The organism is Streptomyces sp. NPDC001594 (assembly GCF_042893675.1).
Lineage (GTDB): Bacteria > Actinomycetota > Actinomycetes > Streptomycetales > Streptomycetaceae > Streptomyces.
The window spans coordinates 146618-163141 of the sequence record NZ_JBIAVB010000001.1; the positions used below are offsets into that span (position 1 = coordinate 146618).

Here is a 16524-nt window from a genome sequence, read left to right on the forward strand (position 1 = left end):
TTCAGTGCGGTCGCCCCGTCACGCATCGGCGGGGAGAAAAGAAGGGTGCCGAAATGCTGGGAGTGCAGAATCTACCAACCTATGCGATAGGGGCGCTGCTGATCATTCTGCTACCGGGCCCGAGTTCTCTGTTCACGCTGTCGATCGCCGCACAGCTGGGGGTCAAGTCCGGCTACCGCGCCGCAGCCGGGATGTTCCTCGGAGAGACTCTGCTGATGGTGGCGACGGCCGCAGGCCTGGCATCGCTCCTGGAGGCCAACGAGCTGGTGTTCGCTGTGGTGAAGTACGCGGGTGCCGGCTACCTGACGTGGATCGCCGTAGGCATGATCCGGGCGGCCTGGGCCATGTGGCGACGCCGGCACGAGAAGGCTGTGGAGGATGCCCCGGCCACACCAGACCTGCCGAAGGGCGGAAGGCTGTTCCGGCGGTCACTGGTGATCACGGTCCTGAACCCGAAGGCGATCTTGTTCTTCCTCTCGTTCTTCGTCCAGTTCGTCGACCCTCAGTACGCGTATCCGGCGTTGTCCTTCGCCCTGCTGGCCGCCGTCTACCAAGTCATCAGCATCGCGTACGTCACCATACTGATCTTCAGCGGAACGTATCTCGCCGCCCAGTTCCGACGCCGCCGGAAGCTGTCTGCGAGCCTCACGACAGGGGCAGGAGCCGTATTCCTTGGCTTCGCAGCGAAGCTGGCTACGACAAGCAATTGAGGGCGTCGTCCGGCCCGGGGATGCCGGGCCGGACAACCCCACAACACTCCCGAATCCAGCCAACTGGCTTGCCGCCGCGATCCAGTGCTGCCTCGCGCGACGGGGTTGGTCCTGCCCTCCCTGCGCGGCCGTCCGGGCCATCCGCATGCGCGTCTAGAGGGCTCCCATAGAACGGGACCGGACCACCGCCGCGGGCGCGGGAAGCAGCTTGCTGACCTGCGACTCTATGCGACTGGAACCCTATTTTCGGCGACTTCTTAAGAATTGGACATATCGATCGATTAGGGTCAATCATCCCAACGTTGGGGGTCGCCCCGGCAGTCGCTCGCTCGCTGGCTGGTCAACGCCACCGTTGCCGACGCCCGTGCGTCGCTTCGTCGCCTGCCGAAGGGCACTGTGAACTCGTTGTGGGAGCGGGCCTTCGCCAGTCGCAGTAGCGTATGCCGCGTCGGTGATGGCGGCAGCGGCTACGGGACGGCCCTCGAGCGGTGCCTCGCCTTGAGGTGGTCGAGGGAGACCGCGTGGCCATGCCACAGGAGGGCATCCCACCACGCCGACGTCCCCTGCGCAGACTCAGCTCCCGCACAGCTGGGCGCGAGCGCGGAGGCCACGGCCCGCCATGCGGCCGACGCCTAGGGGGTGGAGGGCCCGGTCGCCGTCACACCCCACCGCGCCCCGGCCGCCCGCGGCACCGTCAGCGGCCAAGGCATCGGGCTCCTCGGCCTGGACGTCTCCTCCCGCCGCCCAAAGGAGCGCTGCGACGGCTCCACCTTCCCGGCTATGCCGCCCCTGATCGTCGCTGGAGACTTCAACTCCATCGAGCGCGACCAACCAGCCCCGCAGAAGGTGTTCGGTCGCTGGGAACGCCCAGGCCGCCGGCCTCGCCGAGGCCTACCGGCATCTCACTCCCCCCACGAGGTCGCACCGACCAGCGCCCGAACGTCGGCGTTTCGGCCAACCGTCGTCGAGCCGCGGGCCCTTGTGCGGCAAGGGTCGGTGCACCGCGCACCTTCGGGAAACCGCGGAATCACAGGGTGCGCAAGCCGTCCGAAAGGAACAGGTGCTCGAAATCGTGCGGCGTCGTTGAGCACGGCAACGACGCCACCACGTGCACCAGGGGGGAACACATTGACGCCAGTCGAAACAGGCAGCGATGAGATCGCGGTCGGTCCGAAGGCCGGAGACACGGACAACATCTCGGACGCCGAGCGGGAACTGTACGGGGGCCGGCTGCGCTACGACCAGTCCTTCGTCCGCCACGAAGGCCCGCTGACCAGGCTGAAGTTCGGGCACATGGCAGCCGCGCTGCCGCGGATGGTGGGCATGGTCCTGCGCACCGGCTGGGAGGCGGACCGGCACGCACTGACGGGGGTCGTTGCCGCCGAACTCGGGCAGGGCGTGGCGGCCGGGTGGGGTCTGGTGGCGGTGAACGGCGTGCTCGCGCAGTTGTTCGCCGACGGTCCGACCGTGGACAAGCTCCGCGAGGCACTGCCGTCGCTGACGGTGCTCGCGGTCGTAGCGGTGGCCACCGCCGTCCTGTCTGCCTGGTCGACCGCCATGTCCGGCCGGCTGGAGCCCCAGGTGGAGCGGGCGGTCTCCGCCCGGTACTACACGGCCGTCACCGGCGTGGAGGTGGAGGCGACCGAGCGGCCGGAGGTCCAGCGGATCCTGGAGGCGGGGAGGTTCGGCACGGACTCGGCCCGCAGCATGCTGCGGCTGTCGGTCGGCGTCGGCAATGTGGTGATCGGCATGGCGGCGGCCGCTGTCGTGCTCGCGGCGCTGCACTGGGCGCTGCTGCCGATGCTGCTGGCGATCGCCCTGCCCAAGGGGTGGGGCGCGGTCCGCTCGGCCCGCCGTGACTACCTCTCCCGGATGACCTGGGTCGACCACCGCAGGGCGATCGCGTCCCTGCTGGCCTACCTGACCCGCCCGCACGCCGCCGGTGAGCTCCGCGTGCACGCCGCCGGCACGAAGCTGCTGTCCAGCTACGAGGAGATGTCCAGGCAGACGGAGGCCGAGCAGCGGCGCCTGGCCCGGGCCCAGGCATCGACGGACCTGGTCGCGGGCGGGTTCGCCGGCCTGGCGTCGCTGGCCTGCTACGGGGTGCTGTGGTGGCTGCTGTCGACCGGCGGTCTCCCGCTCGCCGTCGGCGGAACCGCGGTGATCGCCATCCGTACGTCGACGGCGCGGCTCACGTCGCTGGTGCAGCAGGTCAACCGGCTGTACGAGGAGCTGCTGTTCCTCACCGACACCGAGGACGCCATCAAGATCGCCGGGGAGAACGCCATCCCCTCTTCCGGTGCGCCGCTGCCCGCCCCGTTGCGGGAGGTGTGGACGGAGGCGGTGTCGTTCACCTATCCGGGCGCTGACGGCCCCTCCCTGAAGGGTGTGAGCGTGCGCGTGCCGCGGGGGAAGGTGACGGCCCTGGTCGGCGCGAACGGGTCGGGGAAGACCACGCTCACCAAGCTGCTGGCCGGGCTGCTGCTGCCGGCCGAGGGAGACGTGTGGTGGGTGGGTGAGTCGGGCGAGCGGGTCGGGCTGCGCGAGGCGGACCGCGCCCGGATCTTCGCCGAAGTCGGCTTGCTGGCCCAGGACTTCCCGCGTTGGGAGATGACGGCGGCCGCCAACGTGGCCATCGGCGCCGGTGACCGCCCCCGGGACATGGACCGCGTCCGCAAGGCCGCCGGCGAGGCGGACGTGCTCGAGCTGGTCGAGGGCCTGCCACATGGCTGGGACTCGATCGTGATCAAGGGCTACGAGCGCGGTGTCCAGCTCTCGGGAGGCCAGTGGCAGAAGCTGGGGACAGCTCGCACGAGGTACCGGCAGGCGCCGTTCCTGCTGGTCGACGAGCCGACCAGTGCGCTGGATCCCCATGCGGAGATCGCCGCGTTCGAGGGGCTGTGGTCCCTGGCCGAGGAGGGGCACGCGGTCGTGCTCGTCACCCACCGGCTCGCCGCGACCATGCACGCCGACCACATCTACGTCCTCGACCAGGGGAGCGTCGTCGAGGACGGCACCCACGAGGAACTCATGGCCCGCGAGGGCGGTCTGTACCAGGGCATGTTCACCGCCCAGGCCGCCCAGTACGGAATCGCGCCGGCACCCGACGGCGTTCCCGGCCCCCGCGGCGCCCAGCCGTCCGGCCACGAAACGGCGAGCTGATCCACCGGAGCGACCTCCCCCCAGCCCCCCCACCACGCACACTCCGTCGAAGGCGAGACCACGCCCATGCCACCCAGCTCCACCGCGATCCGCACCACCGTCGAGGCGTACCTCGGCCGGCACCCCGGCGAGCGTGCCGCCCTGGCCGGACTCCTCGCCGCGCTGGACCGGCCCGTCGACGCGACCGCCCGGACGACGCTGCCCGGGCACGTCACGTGCAGCGCCGTCGTCATCGACCGGCAGGGCCGGGTGATGCACATCCGGAACCGGGCCACCGGCGGCCTCGTGCTCACGCCAGGCGGCCACATCGAACCGGGGGACCGCACGCTGCTCGCCGCGGCGCTGCGGGAGGTGTCGGAGGAGGCCGGGATCGCGCCGGGCGACCTGTGCCTGACCCGGCAGCTGCTCGGCTCTCCCATCGACATCGACGTCCACGACATCGAGGCGAACCCGGCGAAGGGGGAACCGGCCCACCGCCACTACGACTTCCGCTACGTCTTCTACCTCGCCGGCGAGGAGCCGCCCGCGATCGTGCCGCGGGACGAGGAGGTGTCCGGCGCCCAGTGGCTCCCCCAGCCGGAGGTGATCTCGCCGACACTGCGCGCGAAACTCCTGGCGACGCGGCTGGACGGCCGGCCGGAGCCGGTGAACGCTTCCGCGCTCATCCACGACGGGGCCGGCCGCTACCTGCTCCACCTGCGCGACCACAAGCCGGGCGTCATCTGGCAGTCGGGGGCGTTCGCTCTTCTCGGCGGGGGCCGCACGCACGGCGCCCAGAGCCTGGAGGACACGCTGCTGAGGGAGCTGTCCGAGGAGGTGCCCGACCTCCGCCTTGAGGACGTGAAACCCTACGCCGTGGAGGCCGCCACCAGCATCGACGGCCTCAGCGTCCCCGTACGCGTCTTCGCCGGCCGGTGGCGCGGCAACCCCGACCGTCTCGCGCTGCACGAGGGTGTGCTGCTGCGCTGGTTCACCCTCGCTGAGCTGGACCGGCTGCGCCTGAGCCCCGCCACCCGGGACCTGCTGCGCAGGCACGCGGCCGAGAACCCTCCGGATGTCGGGCCGGACGCGGCTCCCGCCGTATGGGGCGGGGGCAGCCGGACGGTGCTGAACGGTATCGGAGTCCACCTCCACCTCGAAGACGCCGAAGGCCGGGTGCTCCTCGGGCTGCGCCACCCCGACTCGAAGTACGCGGGCGACACCTGGCACTACCTCGCCGGCCGGTGCGAGCAGGAGTCCGCCCTCGCCTGCCTGGTCCGCGAGGCGAGGGAGGAGGCCGGTCTCGTCATCGACCCCGGGGACGTGGAGCTCGCGCACGTCGTCCACGTTGTCGACGCCGTGGGCGAGCTGCCGTTGATGCAGCTGGTCTTAAAGGCCCGCCGGTGGGAGGGGGTACCGAAGGTCCTTGAGCCGGACAAGTGCCTGACCTGGCAGTGGTGGCCGCGGCAGGAGCTGCCGGACAGGATCGTCCCCTACACCCGAACGGCCATCGCCGCGATCGCCGAAGGCCGCCCCTACTCCCAGCTGGGCTGGTGAGCAGGGTGAGTGCCGAGTCCGACGTCACGGTCGTGGCCGGGTTCTGGGGCTGCTGTACCGGATCACGCCGGCTGCGGTCGGCGAGGGCCCTGCGGGAACGGCGACCCTTAACTACGTGGCCGCGTCATCCTGATTCTTGCCGGTCAGCGGGGCTGGTGTGTCGCTTCGGTGGGGTTCTCGTGCTGGTCGGAGATCGGTAGCGCGCGGAATGCGGCTAATGCCGGACCGTGTCGGGGGCATAGGGGTGGAGGTCCTCACCCCGGAGTACCAGCGGATAACGGAGTCTGCGCAAGGCCAGGCTCGGAGTACAGGCCGACCTCGGCTTCACCGACCTGGTTTGACGATCCCGAGGACCCGGTGATCATTACCAGCCGCAGGGCCACCCGCAACCACCGCCTCACCGACGCGCAGAAGGAGGCAATCGCCTGCTCACCCGCGAACGCGCCGCCGTCGAACACAGCTTCGCGATGCCGGGCCCGCTGCGGGGGCGGGTCGGCGTGGCCGGTCGCGGCGGAGGAGGGAGGCGTTCAGGGCGGAGGCGAAGCCGCACCAGAGCGCGTACGGCACGAGAGCCGCAGCGGCCGCGGTGTCGGCGCGGGCGGTGCGGCGGATCAGCTCGGCGTTGCTCAGGTCCAGTGCCAGGGTGCCGGACAGGCCGGCGGCGGGGCTGCGGGCCTGGAAGAACAGCCAGTTCCACCCCGCGTTCAGTGCCAGGTTGGCCGCGAAGCTTCCGGCGAGAGCGGTCCGCCCGCCGGGTGGCGCCGCGTTCCAGGCGCGGCCGCCCGCCCAGGCGATGCCCGCGTACAACGGAGTCCACACCGCGCCGAACGCCCAGCCGGGCGGCTGCCAGGGAGGCTTGCGCAGCTTCCGGTACCAGGGGCTGTCGGGGTCGACGGCCACGGCTCCGAGCCCGGCGGCCGCCGCGACGACTGCGGCGGATACGGCGTAGGACCGCCAGGCACCGGCCCGGCGCGCCCTGCCCTCGCGCACGGTGGCGCCAGCACCCGGGCACGCGTCGCTGGAGAGTCGCATGCCGGGCGTGTGCCCGCGCCCGGCACCCTCACACCGGCCGGAGCAGCCGCACTCGAGGCGGCACCGGGCCGGGCGCGAGCCGGTTCGTCGTACGACACCGAGGGCCACTCCAGCGGCTACAGCCCCAGCGCGCGGCGAACGGCGTCCCGTCGCGCACCCCGCTGGTGGCGGGTGGTTCCGGCGCGGTGCTCGCGAGCGGGGCGGCCCTGCCCGTCCGCCGCGCCCCGGCCACCTGCCCCCGCTCCCCCGCCCCTGCTCGGCGCCGGGACGGAGCAGGGGCGGGGTGACCGGCGTTGGGCGGGGGTCCTCGAGACCGTAGGGTCTGATCATGACCATGTCGCCTTTGCCCAGCCCGCCCGACACGTCCGGGACCTCGCAGCAGTCGCACACCGCCCCGGGGGCAGACGGCCCTGCGGGAAGGCGGCGGGGCAGGAGGACGGTACTGATCGTCGCCGTATCGGTCGTGGGCCTCCTCGCCGCGGGATTCGGGGTGCGGTGGATGGCGAGCGCGCCGGAGGAGTACCGGCTCTCCCTGCCCGACACCTTGCTCGGCGGCTCCTACCAGCGGTCTGAAGACGCGCCGCCGAGTTCGGAGGACGATGCGCCCATGGGGCCTTCCAGCACCGCTGCCGGGAAGCTCACACGCGTCACCGCCCAGTACGAGAAGGGCTCGGCGGGTACCAGAGAGATCCTCATGGTGACGGGGGCGTACGGCCGTTTCACGACCCCGCACGACAGATCCCGCACGGCCCTGCTGTCGGGAGCCTCGGCGCCGTCCGAGGTGCAGGCTCCTGTCCCGCCCAAGGACATCACCCCGGCGGGCAGCGACATCACGGTGAGCTGCCAGGTTCTCACCCGGCCCGGCGATGGGGACGTCCGGGTCGACATGCCCATGTGCGCATGGTCGGACGGGAACACCATGGCCCTGGTGGCGCTGGTCAACCCGGACGGCCCGCAGCCGGCCCCGGAGAGCATCGATCTGGACCGGCTCGCCGCCATGACGCTGCAGGTGCGCTCAGAGGCCCGACAGCCGGCGGCCGGCTGATCGTGCGGCGTGAGCCGTCACCACAGCTTGTCGATCTCCCCGGGATACAGCTCGATGCGGGAGTGCTGGAACGTCGTCCGCGCCTCGCGGCCCGCTGCCGAGAAGAAGTCCGACATCGTGATCTTGTCGTAGCCGGGCTGGTCGCTGGGGAAGGGAGCCTGTCGTGTTCCTCCGACGAGGACGGCCCCCGGGAGCACGCTCCAGCCGGCGCTCTCGTAGAACGCCCGCAGCGGACGGTCGCAGGTGAACACACCGAGGTCCAGGTGCTGGGCGATCATCGTGTCGCGCGCCGCCGTCACCAGGTGCCGGCCGTACCCACGGCCGCGGGCGTGCTCGCTCGTCACCACCGTGCTCAGCCCCCCGGCCGAGAAGGCCCGGCCTGCATGGATGATCTCCTTGAACAGGATGTCCAGCGCGGCCAGCACTTTCCCCTCGTCCACGAGCAGCATCGACAGGGGGCACAGCGCGGGGTCGTGGGTCGTGGCCTGGGCAGGCGTGTCGGAGCCGGACCCGGACGGCCACGCCCGGTCCTGCATCTGTCTCACCTGCACGCGGAGGCCGGCGGGGGTGGCTGCCTCGGGGAACGAAAGGATCTGCACGCCCCGATTGTGCGCAGACCCCGCCGGGAGGCGAGCGGGCGGTGTCGTTTTTGGGAGGGGGTGTCGGCGGGGCCGGACGCACTGCACTGACTGTTCGTCGACGTCGCGGCCGAACAGGTCGTCCCAGCGGGCGGCGTTTTCGACGGTCACCGCAGTCTCCTTCCTCTTCGGGTCGGATGCTTGCGTGTGCACCCTGCGCGGGGCAGGTCGGCGGTCACACCCAGGTGCAGTTGTCGTCGGTGACGGCTTCGAGGGCGGCGTCGGTGACGGCGGTGCGGGGGTCGGGCAGGGCGGCAAGGGCCGGGCCGATGGGCGGGAAGATCGGCAGCTCGGCGGTTTTGCGGTAGTCGATCCACTCGATGACGCCGGTCTCGTGGCTGCCGTCGGGGAGTTCGTCCAGTTCGGTCTCGGCGAGGGTGGCGCGCAGTTCGGGGGTGATGTGGAAGCGGTAGATCAGGTGGAGCTTGCGCGGCGGCGGGGTGGGCCCGGGGCGGGTGACGCGCTGGTCGACGACCCACATCAGGTCACCGCCTTCGGCCTGGTCGACGTCGAGGCCCAGTTCCTCGGCGAGTTCCCGGGCGAGGGCGGCGTCGAGGTCTTCGCCGTGCTCGACGTTGCCGCCGGGCGGGGTGTAGTGCGTGGAGTCGGCGCGGTCGCGGCGGATGAGGGCGACGTCGCCGCCGCAGAACACCAGGGCCCCGGTCCGGATCTTGATCCGGGAGAACGGGGCCGCAGCGAAGGTTTCAGGTGTGCTGGTCATGGCGGCCAGTATCGTGGTCGCCCAGGCGGCCAGGCAGCCTCTCTCTCCCCTTTCACCCGCCCACCCGGCAGCGTCGTTCAGCCGGCGGGCAGGCCGGACAGCGCGAACGCGGCACGGCCGGCCGCCATGCTGATGTGCTCGATGAAGCCGTCCGGCAGGGTCAGCACGTGCCGACGCAGGCGTCACCCCGTGCCTCGCATGACCGGGAAGGGGTGGCAGGGGCCCAAGTCCTTAACGAGCAGGTCAGGGCGCTCTTGGCCCGGTTCTTCTTCCCGACAAGGCGATGGGCAGGCGCCCGGTCGGGTTGAGGGCAGCAAAGTTCGCCCGGTTCGCCGCCACAGCCTCCACGGCGCCCTCGACTCACTTGGCCAGGGCCTCTTCCAGCAGGAACCAGAAGTTAGGCCCTCAGCGCACACCGGCGGCTGGCCCGTGCGTCCGGTGAGCCGATGGAGCCATCCCTCGTCCCAGTGCACCTGGTCGAGGAGCCGCAGCACGCCCTCGGCCATGCGGTGGGGTCCAGGCCGCAGTGGCTGATACCGCCCGGTCCGTCGTCCCGAACGGTCACCCGCAGAGCCCCTCACGCCCCTGGCCCCTGACCGTCATCTGCGTCCACTGTCCTGACGCTCAGATCAGCGGGGGACGCCCCAGCCGCGTCATCCGCCACACAGTGCGCCACTTCATCGCCTTGCGGGGACCGCACGGATTGCGCAGCCCCTCCACGAAGCCGCCGCACCACGCCTTCAGCCCGCCGAGAGACCGGACCGGGATCAAGGGGAGAGGAAGCCGCCGCCGGGCAAGCCACACTCGATTCCGCGCCGTGAAGCGGTAGTAGACCGCGTGCCGGGCCGGGGAGGTCTTGGGGTGCTGAAGAACAAGGTCGGGCTCATAGAGGATCTTCCAACCGTCATCCAGAGCACGCCAGGCAAGGTCGGTCTCCTCGTGCCCGAAGAAGAACTCGCCGGCCCAGTCGCCAATCCGCTCCAGCATCGGGACAGAGAAGGCATGGCCCCCGCCGAGGAAGGCGGTCACCAGGCCACGGCGCATCGGATCATCGGCACGAAGCCGCGGCACCCAGCGCCGCTCCGTGTGTCCGTGCTCGTCCGCGACCCGGAAGCCCACGATCCCGAGCTTGGGGTCCGTCGCGAACAGCTGCTGGATCTTGCGGAACACGTCATCAGCGATGAGGAGCCCGTCGTCGTCCAGCTCAACGACGACGTCCACGTCGCCCGATTCACGCAGCAGCTTCAACCCGACGTTGCGGCCACCGGGGCAGCCCAGGTTCTCCTCGAGCGGGATCTTCGTGATGTCCGCCGTGATGTCCGTGAGAGGCGTCGCGTTCCCCACCAGCACCACCCGCGCCGCTGGAACATCCTGCTTCTCCACGGAGGCCAGGAGGGCCTCCAGTTCGTGCGGGCGAGTGCCCATCGTCACGATGACGACTCCGAGACGCGGCAACGGCATAGCGGCAAACTCCAGGTATCGGCGAATACGATGATGCTAGTGGCGGAGACGCCCTCTTTTGCATGTCGCGAACACACCCGACGACCTACAGGAGAGTCGGCAAGCCGCCTGCTCCCGCTCCCCGGCTCAAGAGGCCGCCGCGCAGGCGAGGCTCGTCGCGCAGCGCGGCGTCAAATGTCCGGGTGGTCGTGGTCGGCAACGACTGCCCCGGAGTCGTACTCTCACCGTTCGCCTGCCGGAGAGCGTCGGCGTTCCCGGCGGCCGAACCGCCGGCGCCGAGGCGCTGTAAGGCGGGAGATGCCGTCGTGTGGCTGTTCTTCCTCGACAACGACGCCGGCCCTAAGCGGCCTGGGTCTTGCCCTGGCCGACCGGCCGGGACGAAGCAGTCCCGTCTCCGGGGCCAGCAGGTCTCCGCTGTCGAGGGCCCGGCGCAGCACCGTGGCGCCCCCTGGTGGACGCGGCCATCTTTCGCGGGCTGCCCAGCGGGGTCTCCCGTACCGGGAGCGCACCGGGCCGTGATGCCGCTGGCCCGCAACGAGCGGCGGTGTCCTCTGGCCGCCGCCCGGCCCCACTCCCCCACCCCAGGCCCGGCGGGGCTCCGCTCCGCAACCAGGCTTCGGCGCTCGAATACACGGGCCGCGACAAGGAGGACCTCGCCCTCGACGCCCTCGGCCGCATCCTTGAAGAGCAGGGGGTGGAACTGACGGACCAGCGGGGCGCACCAAGCGTAGGTGCCGACGCCTACGACTCGAACGTGCGCTACTACGAGATCAAGGCACACGGACGTGCTGTCCCGAGTGAGCTGAACCTGACGCGTGCGGAGTTCATCAGGGCGTGGTCGGAGGGCGAGAACTACACCCTCGTGATCGCCTCGCGCCTCGAGGAGGGCGCCGGCGGGCCGACCCTGCGTCTGGTGGACGACCCGTTGCACCGCTTCGAGTTCGAGCCTCCGACGGACGTCCGTCTCAAGGGGGTGCGGGACGTTTCGGTGGAGTCGACCGTGTACGAGTGGCCGCGCACCGAGTGACTCCGCGTCCGCCATCCCTCTCGGAAACCGGTCAGGCGCCGGGACTGCTGGTCGAGGCTCCTGCCGCCCAGGCACTACGGTGACCGAGCGCCGGCCACCAGCGAGCCGAGGGCCGTGCGCCGGTGGGTGACCGAGCGGCCCGTGCGGGTCGTCGTCGCCATGCCCGCCGATCTCAGGGCGGCCGCGTGGGACGAAGCCGTCGCGTTGCTGACGTGGAGAGCACGGGCCAGGGACGTCGTGGTGTGAGGTTCGGCCAGGAGGTGCAGGGCGTCCAGCCGGGTGCGCCCCAGGACGGCGGCGAGGCCCTCGGCGAAGACGGCCGGGTCTCCCGCGCCGGGCGGGAGCCCGGGGCCGGCCGGGTAGGTCAGGACCGCGGGACGGCCGGGGGCGTCCTGGAGGAGTGGGCCGGCTGGGTGGTGGAAGGTGGGCAGCAGAACCAAGCCGCGCCCGTCGAGGCGGACGTCGCGGTCCGGCGCCGCGCCGGGCCATTCCCACACACCCTCATGGATCCGGCTGCCCGGGGCGAGGCCGGTCAGGGTTGCGGCCAGGCCGTGCTCGGCGATCGTCAGGGCGTAACGGGTGAATTCCTCGCGGTGGAGGTCCTCTACAACGGACCAGACGGGGGCGAGGACCGTCTCGTATGCGGCCCGCTGGGCGCGGCGCAGGGTGTGCCAGGCCGTCTCCCGCCCCGCGTGCAGGTCGCGGATCCAGCCCGGGGCGGGCATCGCCGCGTAGAGCCGATCCAGTTCGGAGCGGACGAGACCGGCGCTGGTGGCGCGGATTCGTCCGAAGCCTTCGGCGACGGTGTCGCCGAGGACGTCGAGGAACGAGGCCGGGTGGCCTGCCGGAGCCAGGTCGGCGAGCGGGCTGCTCGAGGCCGGGAGGGAGCGCAGGATGCGACCGCGCCACGGCGCGAACAGTGGGCCGCCGCTGCGTTCCATGGTTGTGGTAAGGGCGGCGTGCAGCTCCTGGAGGGGTGCTGGACGGACTGCGAACCGGGTACGGGCGAGGTCTTCCGGAGTGAAGTGGACTCGCAGCACTCTCACAGCTCCTCGTCCTGGGCCAGCCCTTCGGCCACGGCCTGAACCTTCGCGTCGTGACGGCCCCGCGCCAAGGATGTCCGTATGACTTCACGACGCACTCTGTTGAAAGGCACCCTATTCGCCGGTGCCGCCGCCATGCTGCCCACGGCTGCGTCCGCCTCCGATCACGGCCTGGTCCTGCGCCTGCCCGCGCCCACCGGCCCGTACCCGGTGGGCATGGAGGTGGCCCACCTGAGGGATCCGGCCCGTTCGGACCCGTGGGTGGGTGGTGCAAGGGAGTTGATGCTGACGATCCTGTACCCGGCTCGATCGGTGCACGGGTTGTCCCGGGCGCCACAGCTCACTCCGGCCGAGGCCAGGGAATTCGCCGACCTTGCGCCCCACGTTCATCCCGGCCTGCCCGGGCCGGGAGCCGTGGACTGGGGTGCGCTCCTCACCCACGGCCACGTGGGTGCGCCGCCTCTGCCCGGCCGTCGGCCGGTGCTGGTGTACTCACCGGGCGGCGGTGACTCCCGCACGCTCGGCACGACCCTCGCCGAGGACCTGGCGAGCCACGGCCGGGTGGTCGTGCTCGTCGACCACCCCGGTGACGCTTCTCAGGTGGAGCTGCCGACCGGGCTACGACGGACCGTCCTGCTCGGGCCGCCGGACCCGTTGACCTTCCGCACGATGGTGGACACCCGGATCGCTGACCTCCGTTTGGTTCTGGACCGGCTCGGTGAACTGCCCCTCGCCCGGGTGATGGACTCCAGCCGCATCGGGCTGTACGGGCATTCCGCAGGCGGCACCGCGGCGGTGTACGCGGCGCGTGAGGACCACCGGGTCAGCGCGGTCGCCAACCTGGAGGGCTACCTCGACCTGTACCCGGCGCCGGTCGCCTTCGCCCGGCCGCTGCTGCTCTTCCGCACCGCCGGATTCGACGGCGCCGCCCGTATCGAATCCTCCTGGGCGTCCCTTTCCGGCCGCCGCGCGCTGCTCCCGGCGGCGAACCACTGGGCGTTCACGGACTACGGCTCGCTCGTCGCACAACTCCATACAGGCGGCTTGGTGACAGCAACAGCACGGGCCGGGCTCATCGGTACCGGCGACCCGGTCGTGACACTCGCTGAGGTACGACGCCGGATGGGTGCCTTCTTCGCCTGCCTCTGAGACGGCGGCCAGGGGCTCGGCGAAGGCGTGGGGTCGAGCCGGCACACGCGACCTCGACTCGAGGCTCGTGCGAGCCCACCAGCACGTCATGGCGGGCTGTCGACGTCCTGCTCGGGTACCTTCACCCCGGAAGACGGCGGCTCCTGGTTCGAAATCCCCGTCGAGGGCGGCATCGATTCGCAACCGGCCCGCGCGTGGCTGGTGGACGGCCCGGCCGGCACCGCGTATGTCTCACCAACGGTGTGAGCCGGGGTGCTCCCGGTGGGGCTGTCCCTCCTCCTGGCACCGCACTTGACGCAACAGCCTCAGGGTTCGAGATCCAGCACGGCCGTCTGCACGGCCACCCGTACGACCTCCCCGGACGCCGACCGCCCCACCCACACCGGGTACACCCCGTCGCCGCCCGTGCAGAACACCGCCAGGTCCGCCCCGAGGCTTCCACCGTCCAGGTGCATGCCGACGACGGAGTTGGAGAGCCGGTCGTACTCCGGGGACCCCCGCCGCCTCGCCCGCGCCAGCAGGTCCCGCAACTCCTCCCATACCTCGGCGTCGCCGAACGCGCCTGCGGCTGCGTCCGTGCCGAAGCCGAAGGCCGTACCGGCCCGGAGCCGGAGCGTGTCGTCACCCGGCCCGAGCGCCATCTCCCAGGCCGCCACGGGGCCTTCACCGATCAGCAGCCGGACGGCCACCGCCTCCGTGTACGACCCCCAGTGCTCCTCCCCCACCTCAACCCAGGCCGCCTCCATCGGGTACGCGCCCGGCGGCACCTCCACCGTGATCCCGGACAGCCCCTCCCCGGTGTCCGGGCAGGCCACCGCCAGCATCCCGCTCGGCACGCGCACGCTGCCGCACGGCACCGGGTCGAGGACCTTCAGCCCGGGGATCTCCGCCCCGGCCCGGAACACCCGGTCGAAGTCGACGGGCCCGCGCAGCCGCGACGGCACCTGCCGCCAGCCGGGCGACTCCGCGTCAGGCAGCACGCCGACCCACTCCGGGAGCGTGTCCGCCACAGGCAGCGCCGGCCAGTCGTCGAAGCCCGGCCGGACCATCCACAGGTCCCCGTCCGCCACCTCCACCTCGGCCTCCAGGGAGTCGCCCCGCATGCCCGCGGGCTGTTGCGAGATCCGGGCCGTGCCGTCGGCGGACACCTCCACCGCCGTGCGGGGGCAGTCCACCGCGTCCTGCGCCGTCCCCGCGTCCGGGTACCGCCGCACGAGCAGCCGCCGCAGCAGCAGCCGCCGCTCGTCGTCCCGTACCCGCAGTTCCACCTCGGCGGTCCGGCGGCCCTGCTCGTCGTACGCCCAGGCGTCGACGGTGCCGGCCCGCCACGCCACCATCCGCACCCCGAGCGGCACTTCGCGACCCGGAGCGCGGTACACCACCGCGTACGGCAGCCCCTCCGCGTCCCGCGCCCGCGCCTCGTCGGGGGACAGCGCCCGACCGCCGGTACGGGACCCCGTGTGCCAGGACTCCTCGTATGTCACGTACGCCGTGTCAGACATGGGTGGCGGCCCCGTCCCGCTCGGGCAGGATCTCGGGCATCCCCTCGATCAGCACCACGACGCTGACCAGCTCGCCGGCCTCGCAGCGCCCCAGCCACACGGGGTAGGTACCGTCCCCGGTCGTCGCGAAGGCCATCAGTTCGCCGCCGGTGGACCTGTCCCAGGTGTGGTGGATGAATGTCGACCCGTCGGCCAGGTCCTCGTACCCGTCGAGGTCCGGCTCCCCGTCGATCAGCCCCCGTTCGAAGAGCGAGAGGAGCGACTCGAAGGACCCGGCATCGGCGAAGCAGCCGGTGGCGCCGTCCGTGTCGAATCCGGCTATCTGCTTCTCGATGAAGATGCGGCGGTCGTCGTCCGCCCCGAGTGCCATCTCCCAGGACGCCGCAGGGGTCTCGCTGAGGAGCAGGCGGACGGCCGTGGGTTCCGTGGTCTCGACCTCGGCGTTGCGCCACTCGCAGTGGTAGCTGAACGCCACCCGTGCCTCGTCGAGCACGTACTCCCCGGGCGGGACGGGGACCGTGATGTGCGGCCCGTTCTCGTGGCTGATGAACAGGCCCGAGACGGCCAGCAGCCCGCTGGGGACGTGCACGGTACCGACCCGGTGCGGCTCCACGACCGTCTGCTCGGGGTGGTACCCGTCGGTGACCCGCACCCCGGGCCGGAACAGCTCCCCGATCCGACCCGGTTGCGCGGGACGCGGCGGCCGCCAGCAGGAGGCGGGCGCCTCCCCGACATCGCCCTCGAGGACCTCGGCCGCCTCGAAGACCGGCGGCTCCGTGAACCCGTGCAGCTGCGCCGAGAGCAGGGGCCACTCCCCGAAGGCGGGTCGGTCCATCCAGCGGTCGTCCTCCCGGAGACCGGCCGAGGTGGCGTAGCCCCGGGGCTCCTCCACCCTCCTCCCCCTCCCGGCCGGGAACAGGTCCAGGATGACGCGCGGGCACTTCGGATCGAACTCCGCCGTCTCCGGGGCCGGGTAGTTCCAGGCGACGGAGTACCGGTGAAACAGCCGCTCCGGGTCGTCCAGCAGCCTCAGGTCCAGGTCGTGTGTACGGCGGCCCTGGTCGTCGTACACCCACAGCCCGACGTGATGGTCCCGCCAGGAGACGAGCCGGACCTCCAGCGGCACGTCCCGGCCCGCAGTCCGGTACACCACCACGTACGGCAGCCCGGCCGCGTCCCGCTCCCGGGCCTCTCCGGTGGACAGAGGCCGCCAGGCCGCCCGGGCCTGCGGGTCCCACGCCTGCGCGTACCCCACCTCGACGACCATGACCACTCCCTGCTCCTGCGCCCCTACCTGTTCCTGAGCAAGGTAGCCGCCGTCTGTGACAGCGGTCCCCCGTCTGGCTCCTCGGGGCCGCCGCCACCGCCCTCCCTCCCCCCCCGTCCTGCACTGGCGCGCCCTCTCCCCCGAAGGCGGGCCCGCCTTCGGCAGCGTCCACGCCGATGCCGGGCAGTACCCCGACGCCGAAGACGCGACCCGCCTCCTTGGAGACACCCT

General features: G+C 71.7%; 13 protein-coding genes. 6 read left to right on the top strand and 7 right to left on the bottom strand.

Going from position 1 to position 16524, the window contains the following annotated elements; genetic code table 11:
* The first annotated feature begins 53 nt into the window (after positions 1-53).
* The 3 genes from leuE (at position 54) to ACFY0O_RS00815 (ending at position 5408) form a co-directional block, all read left to right on the top strand.
* Complete coding sequence (gene leuE / locus ACFY0O_RS00805) at positions 54-710, top strand: leucine efflux protein LeuE (RefSeq protein WP_388940992.1); 657 nt, start codon at positions 54-56, stop codon at positions 708-710.
* Between the two features lie 1230 nt (positions 711-1940).
* Entirely contained in the window at positions 1941-3872 is a 1932-nt protein-coding gene (locus ACFY0O_RS00810; RefSeq protein WP_388942211.1) for an ATP-binding cassette domain-containing protein, read from the top strand.
* A 66-nt stretch (positions 3873-3938) separates the two neighbouring features.
* Positions 3939-5408: an NUDIX domain-containing protein gene (locus ACFY0O_RS00815; RefSeq protein WP_388940994.1), complete on the top strand. Its 1470-nt coding sequence runs from the start codon at positions 3939-3941 to the stop codon at positions 5406-5408.
* A gap of 429 nt (positions 5409-5837) precedes the next feature.
* Here the strand turns inward: ACFY0O_RS00815 and ACFY0O_RS00820 are convergent, their stop codons facing one another.
* On the bottom strand, positions 5838-6440 hold the full coding sequence (locus ACFY0O_RS00820) for a TspO/MBR family protein (protein WP_388940996.1): 603 nt from the start codon (positions 6438-6440) through the stop codon (positions 5838-5840).
* A 499-nt stretch (positions 6441-6939) separates the two neighbouring features.
* Between ACFY0O_RS00820 and ACFY0O_RS00825 the strand changes: the two genes are divergently transcribed.
* Positions 6940-7485, top strand: a complete 546-nt coding sequence (locus tag ACFY0O_RS00825) for a hypothetical protein (protein WP_388940997.1) — start codon at positions 6940-6942, stop codon at positions 7483-7485.
* A 17-nt stretch (positions 7486-7502) separates the two neighbouring features.
* Here ACFY0O_RS00825 and ACFY0O_RS00830 read toward each other — a convergent pair whose 3' ends face one another.
* The 3 genes from ACFY0O_RS00830 to ACFY0O_RS00840 form a co-directional block, all read right to left on the bottom strand.
* The gene (locus tag ACFY0O_RS00830; protein WP_388941000.1) at positions 7503-8084 is read right to left on the bottom strand and encodes a GNAT family N-acetyltransferase; all 582 of its coding nucleotides are present in this window, start codon (positions 8082-8084) and stop codon (positions 7503-7505) included.
* Positions 8085-8298: 214 nt separating this feature from the next.
* Positions 8299-8844, bottom strand: a complete 546-nt coding sequence (locus tag ACFY0O_RS00835) for an NUDIX domain-containing protein (protein ID WP_388941002.1) — start codon at positions 8842-8844, stop codon at positions 8299-8301.
* Positions 8845-9468: 624 nt separating this feature from the next.
* On the bottom strand, positions 9469-10305 hold the full coding sequence (locus tag ACFY0O_RS00840) for a glycosyltransferase family 2 protein (RefSeq protein WP_388941005.1): 837 nt from the start codon (positions 10303-10305) through the stop codon (positions 9469-9471).
* 544 nt (positions 10306-10849) lie between these two features.
* Between ACFY0O_RS00840 and ACFY0O_RS00845 the strand changes: the two genes are divergently transcribed.
* Positions 10850-11332 (top strand): hypothetical protein, encoded by a 483-nt coding sequence (locus ACFY0O_RS00845; protein WP_388941008.1) that lies wholly within the window; start codon positions 10850-10852, stop codon positions 11330-11332.
* Positions 11333-11406: 74 nt separating this feature from the next.
* On the opposite strand, the gene ACFY0O_RS00850 is transcribed toward ACFY0O_RS00845, so the two are convergent.
* Positions 11407-12372: an ArsR/SmtB family transcription factor gene (locus ACFY0O_RS00850; protein ID WP_388941011.1), complete on the bottom strand. Its 966-nt coding sequence runs from the start codon at positions 12370-12372 to the stop codon at positions 11407-11409.
* Between the two features lie 84 nt (positions 12373-12456).
* On the opposite strand from ACFY0O_RS00850, the gene ACFY0O_RS00855 reads away from it, so the two are divergent.
* Positions 12457-13524: an acetylhydrolase gene (locus tag ACFY0O_RS00855; protein ID WP_388941014.1), complete on the top strand. Its 1068-nt coding sequence runs from the start codon at positions 12457-12459 to the stop codon at positions 13522-13524.
* Between the two features lie 305 nt (positions 13525-13829).
* On the opposite strand, the gene ACFY0O_RS00860 is transcribed toward ACFY0O_RS00855, so the two are convergent.
* Positions 13830-15026 carry a DUF4241 domain-containing protein gene (locus ACFY0O_RS00860; RefSeq protein ID WP_388941016.1) on the bottom strand — a complete coding sequence of 399 codons (1197 nt, stop codon included), beginning with the start codon at positions 15024-15026 and terminating at the stop codon, positions 13830-13832.
* Complete coding sequence (locus tag ACFY0O_RS00865; protein ID WP_388941019.1) at positions 15019-16293, bottom strand: DUF4241 domain-containing protein; 1275 nt, start codon at positions 16291-16293, stop codon at positions 15019-15021. Before ACFY0O_RS00865 ends, ACFY0O_RS00860 begins: the two co-directional genes overlap by 8 nt.
* Between the last annotated feature and the right edge of the window lie 231 nt (positions 16294-16524).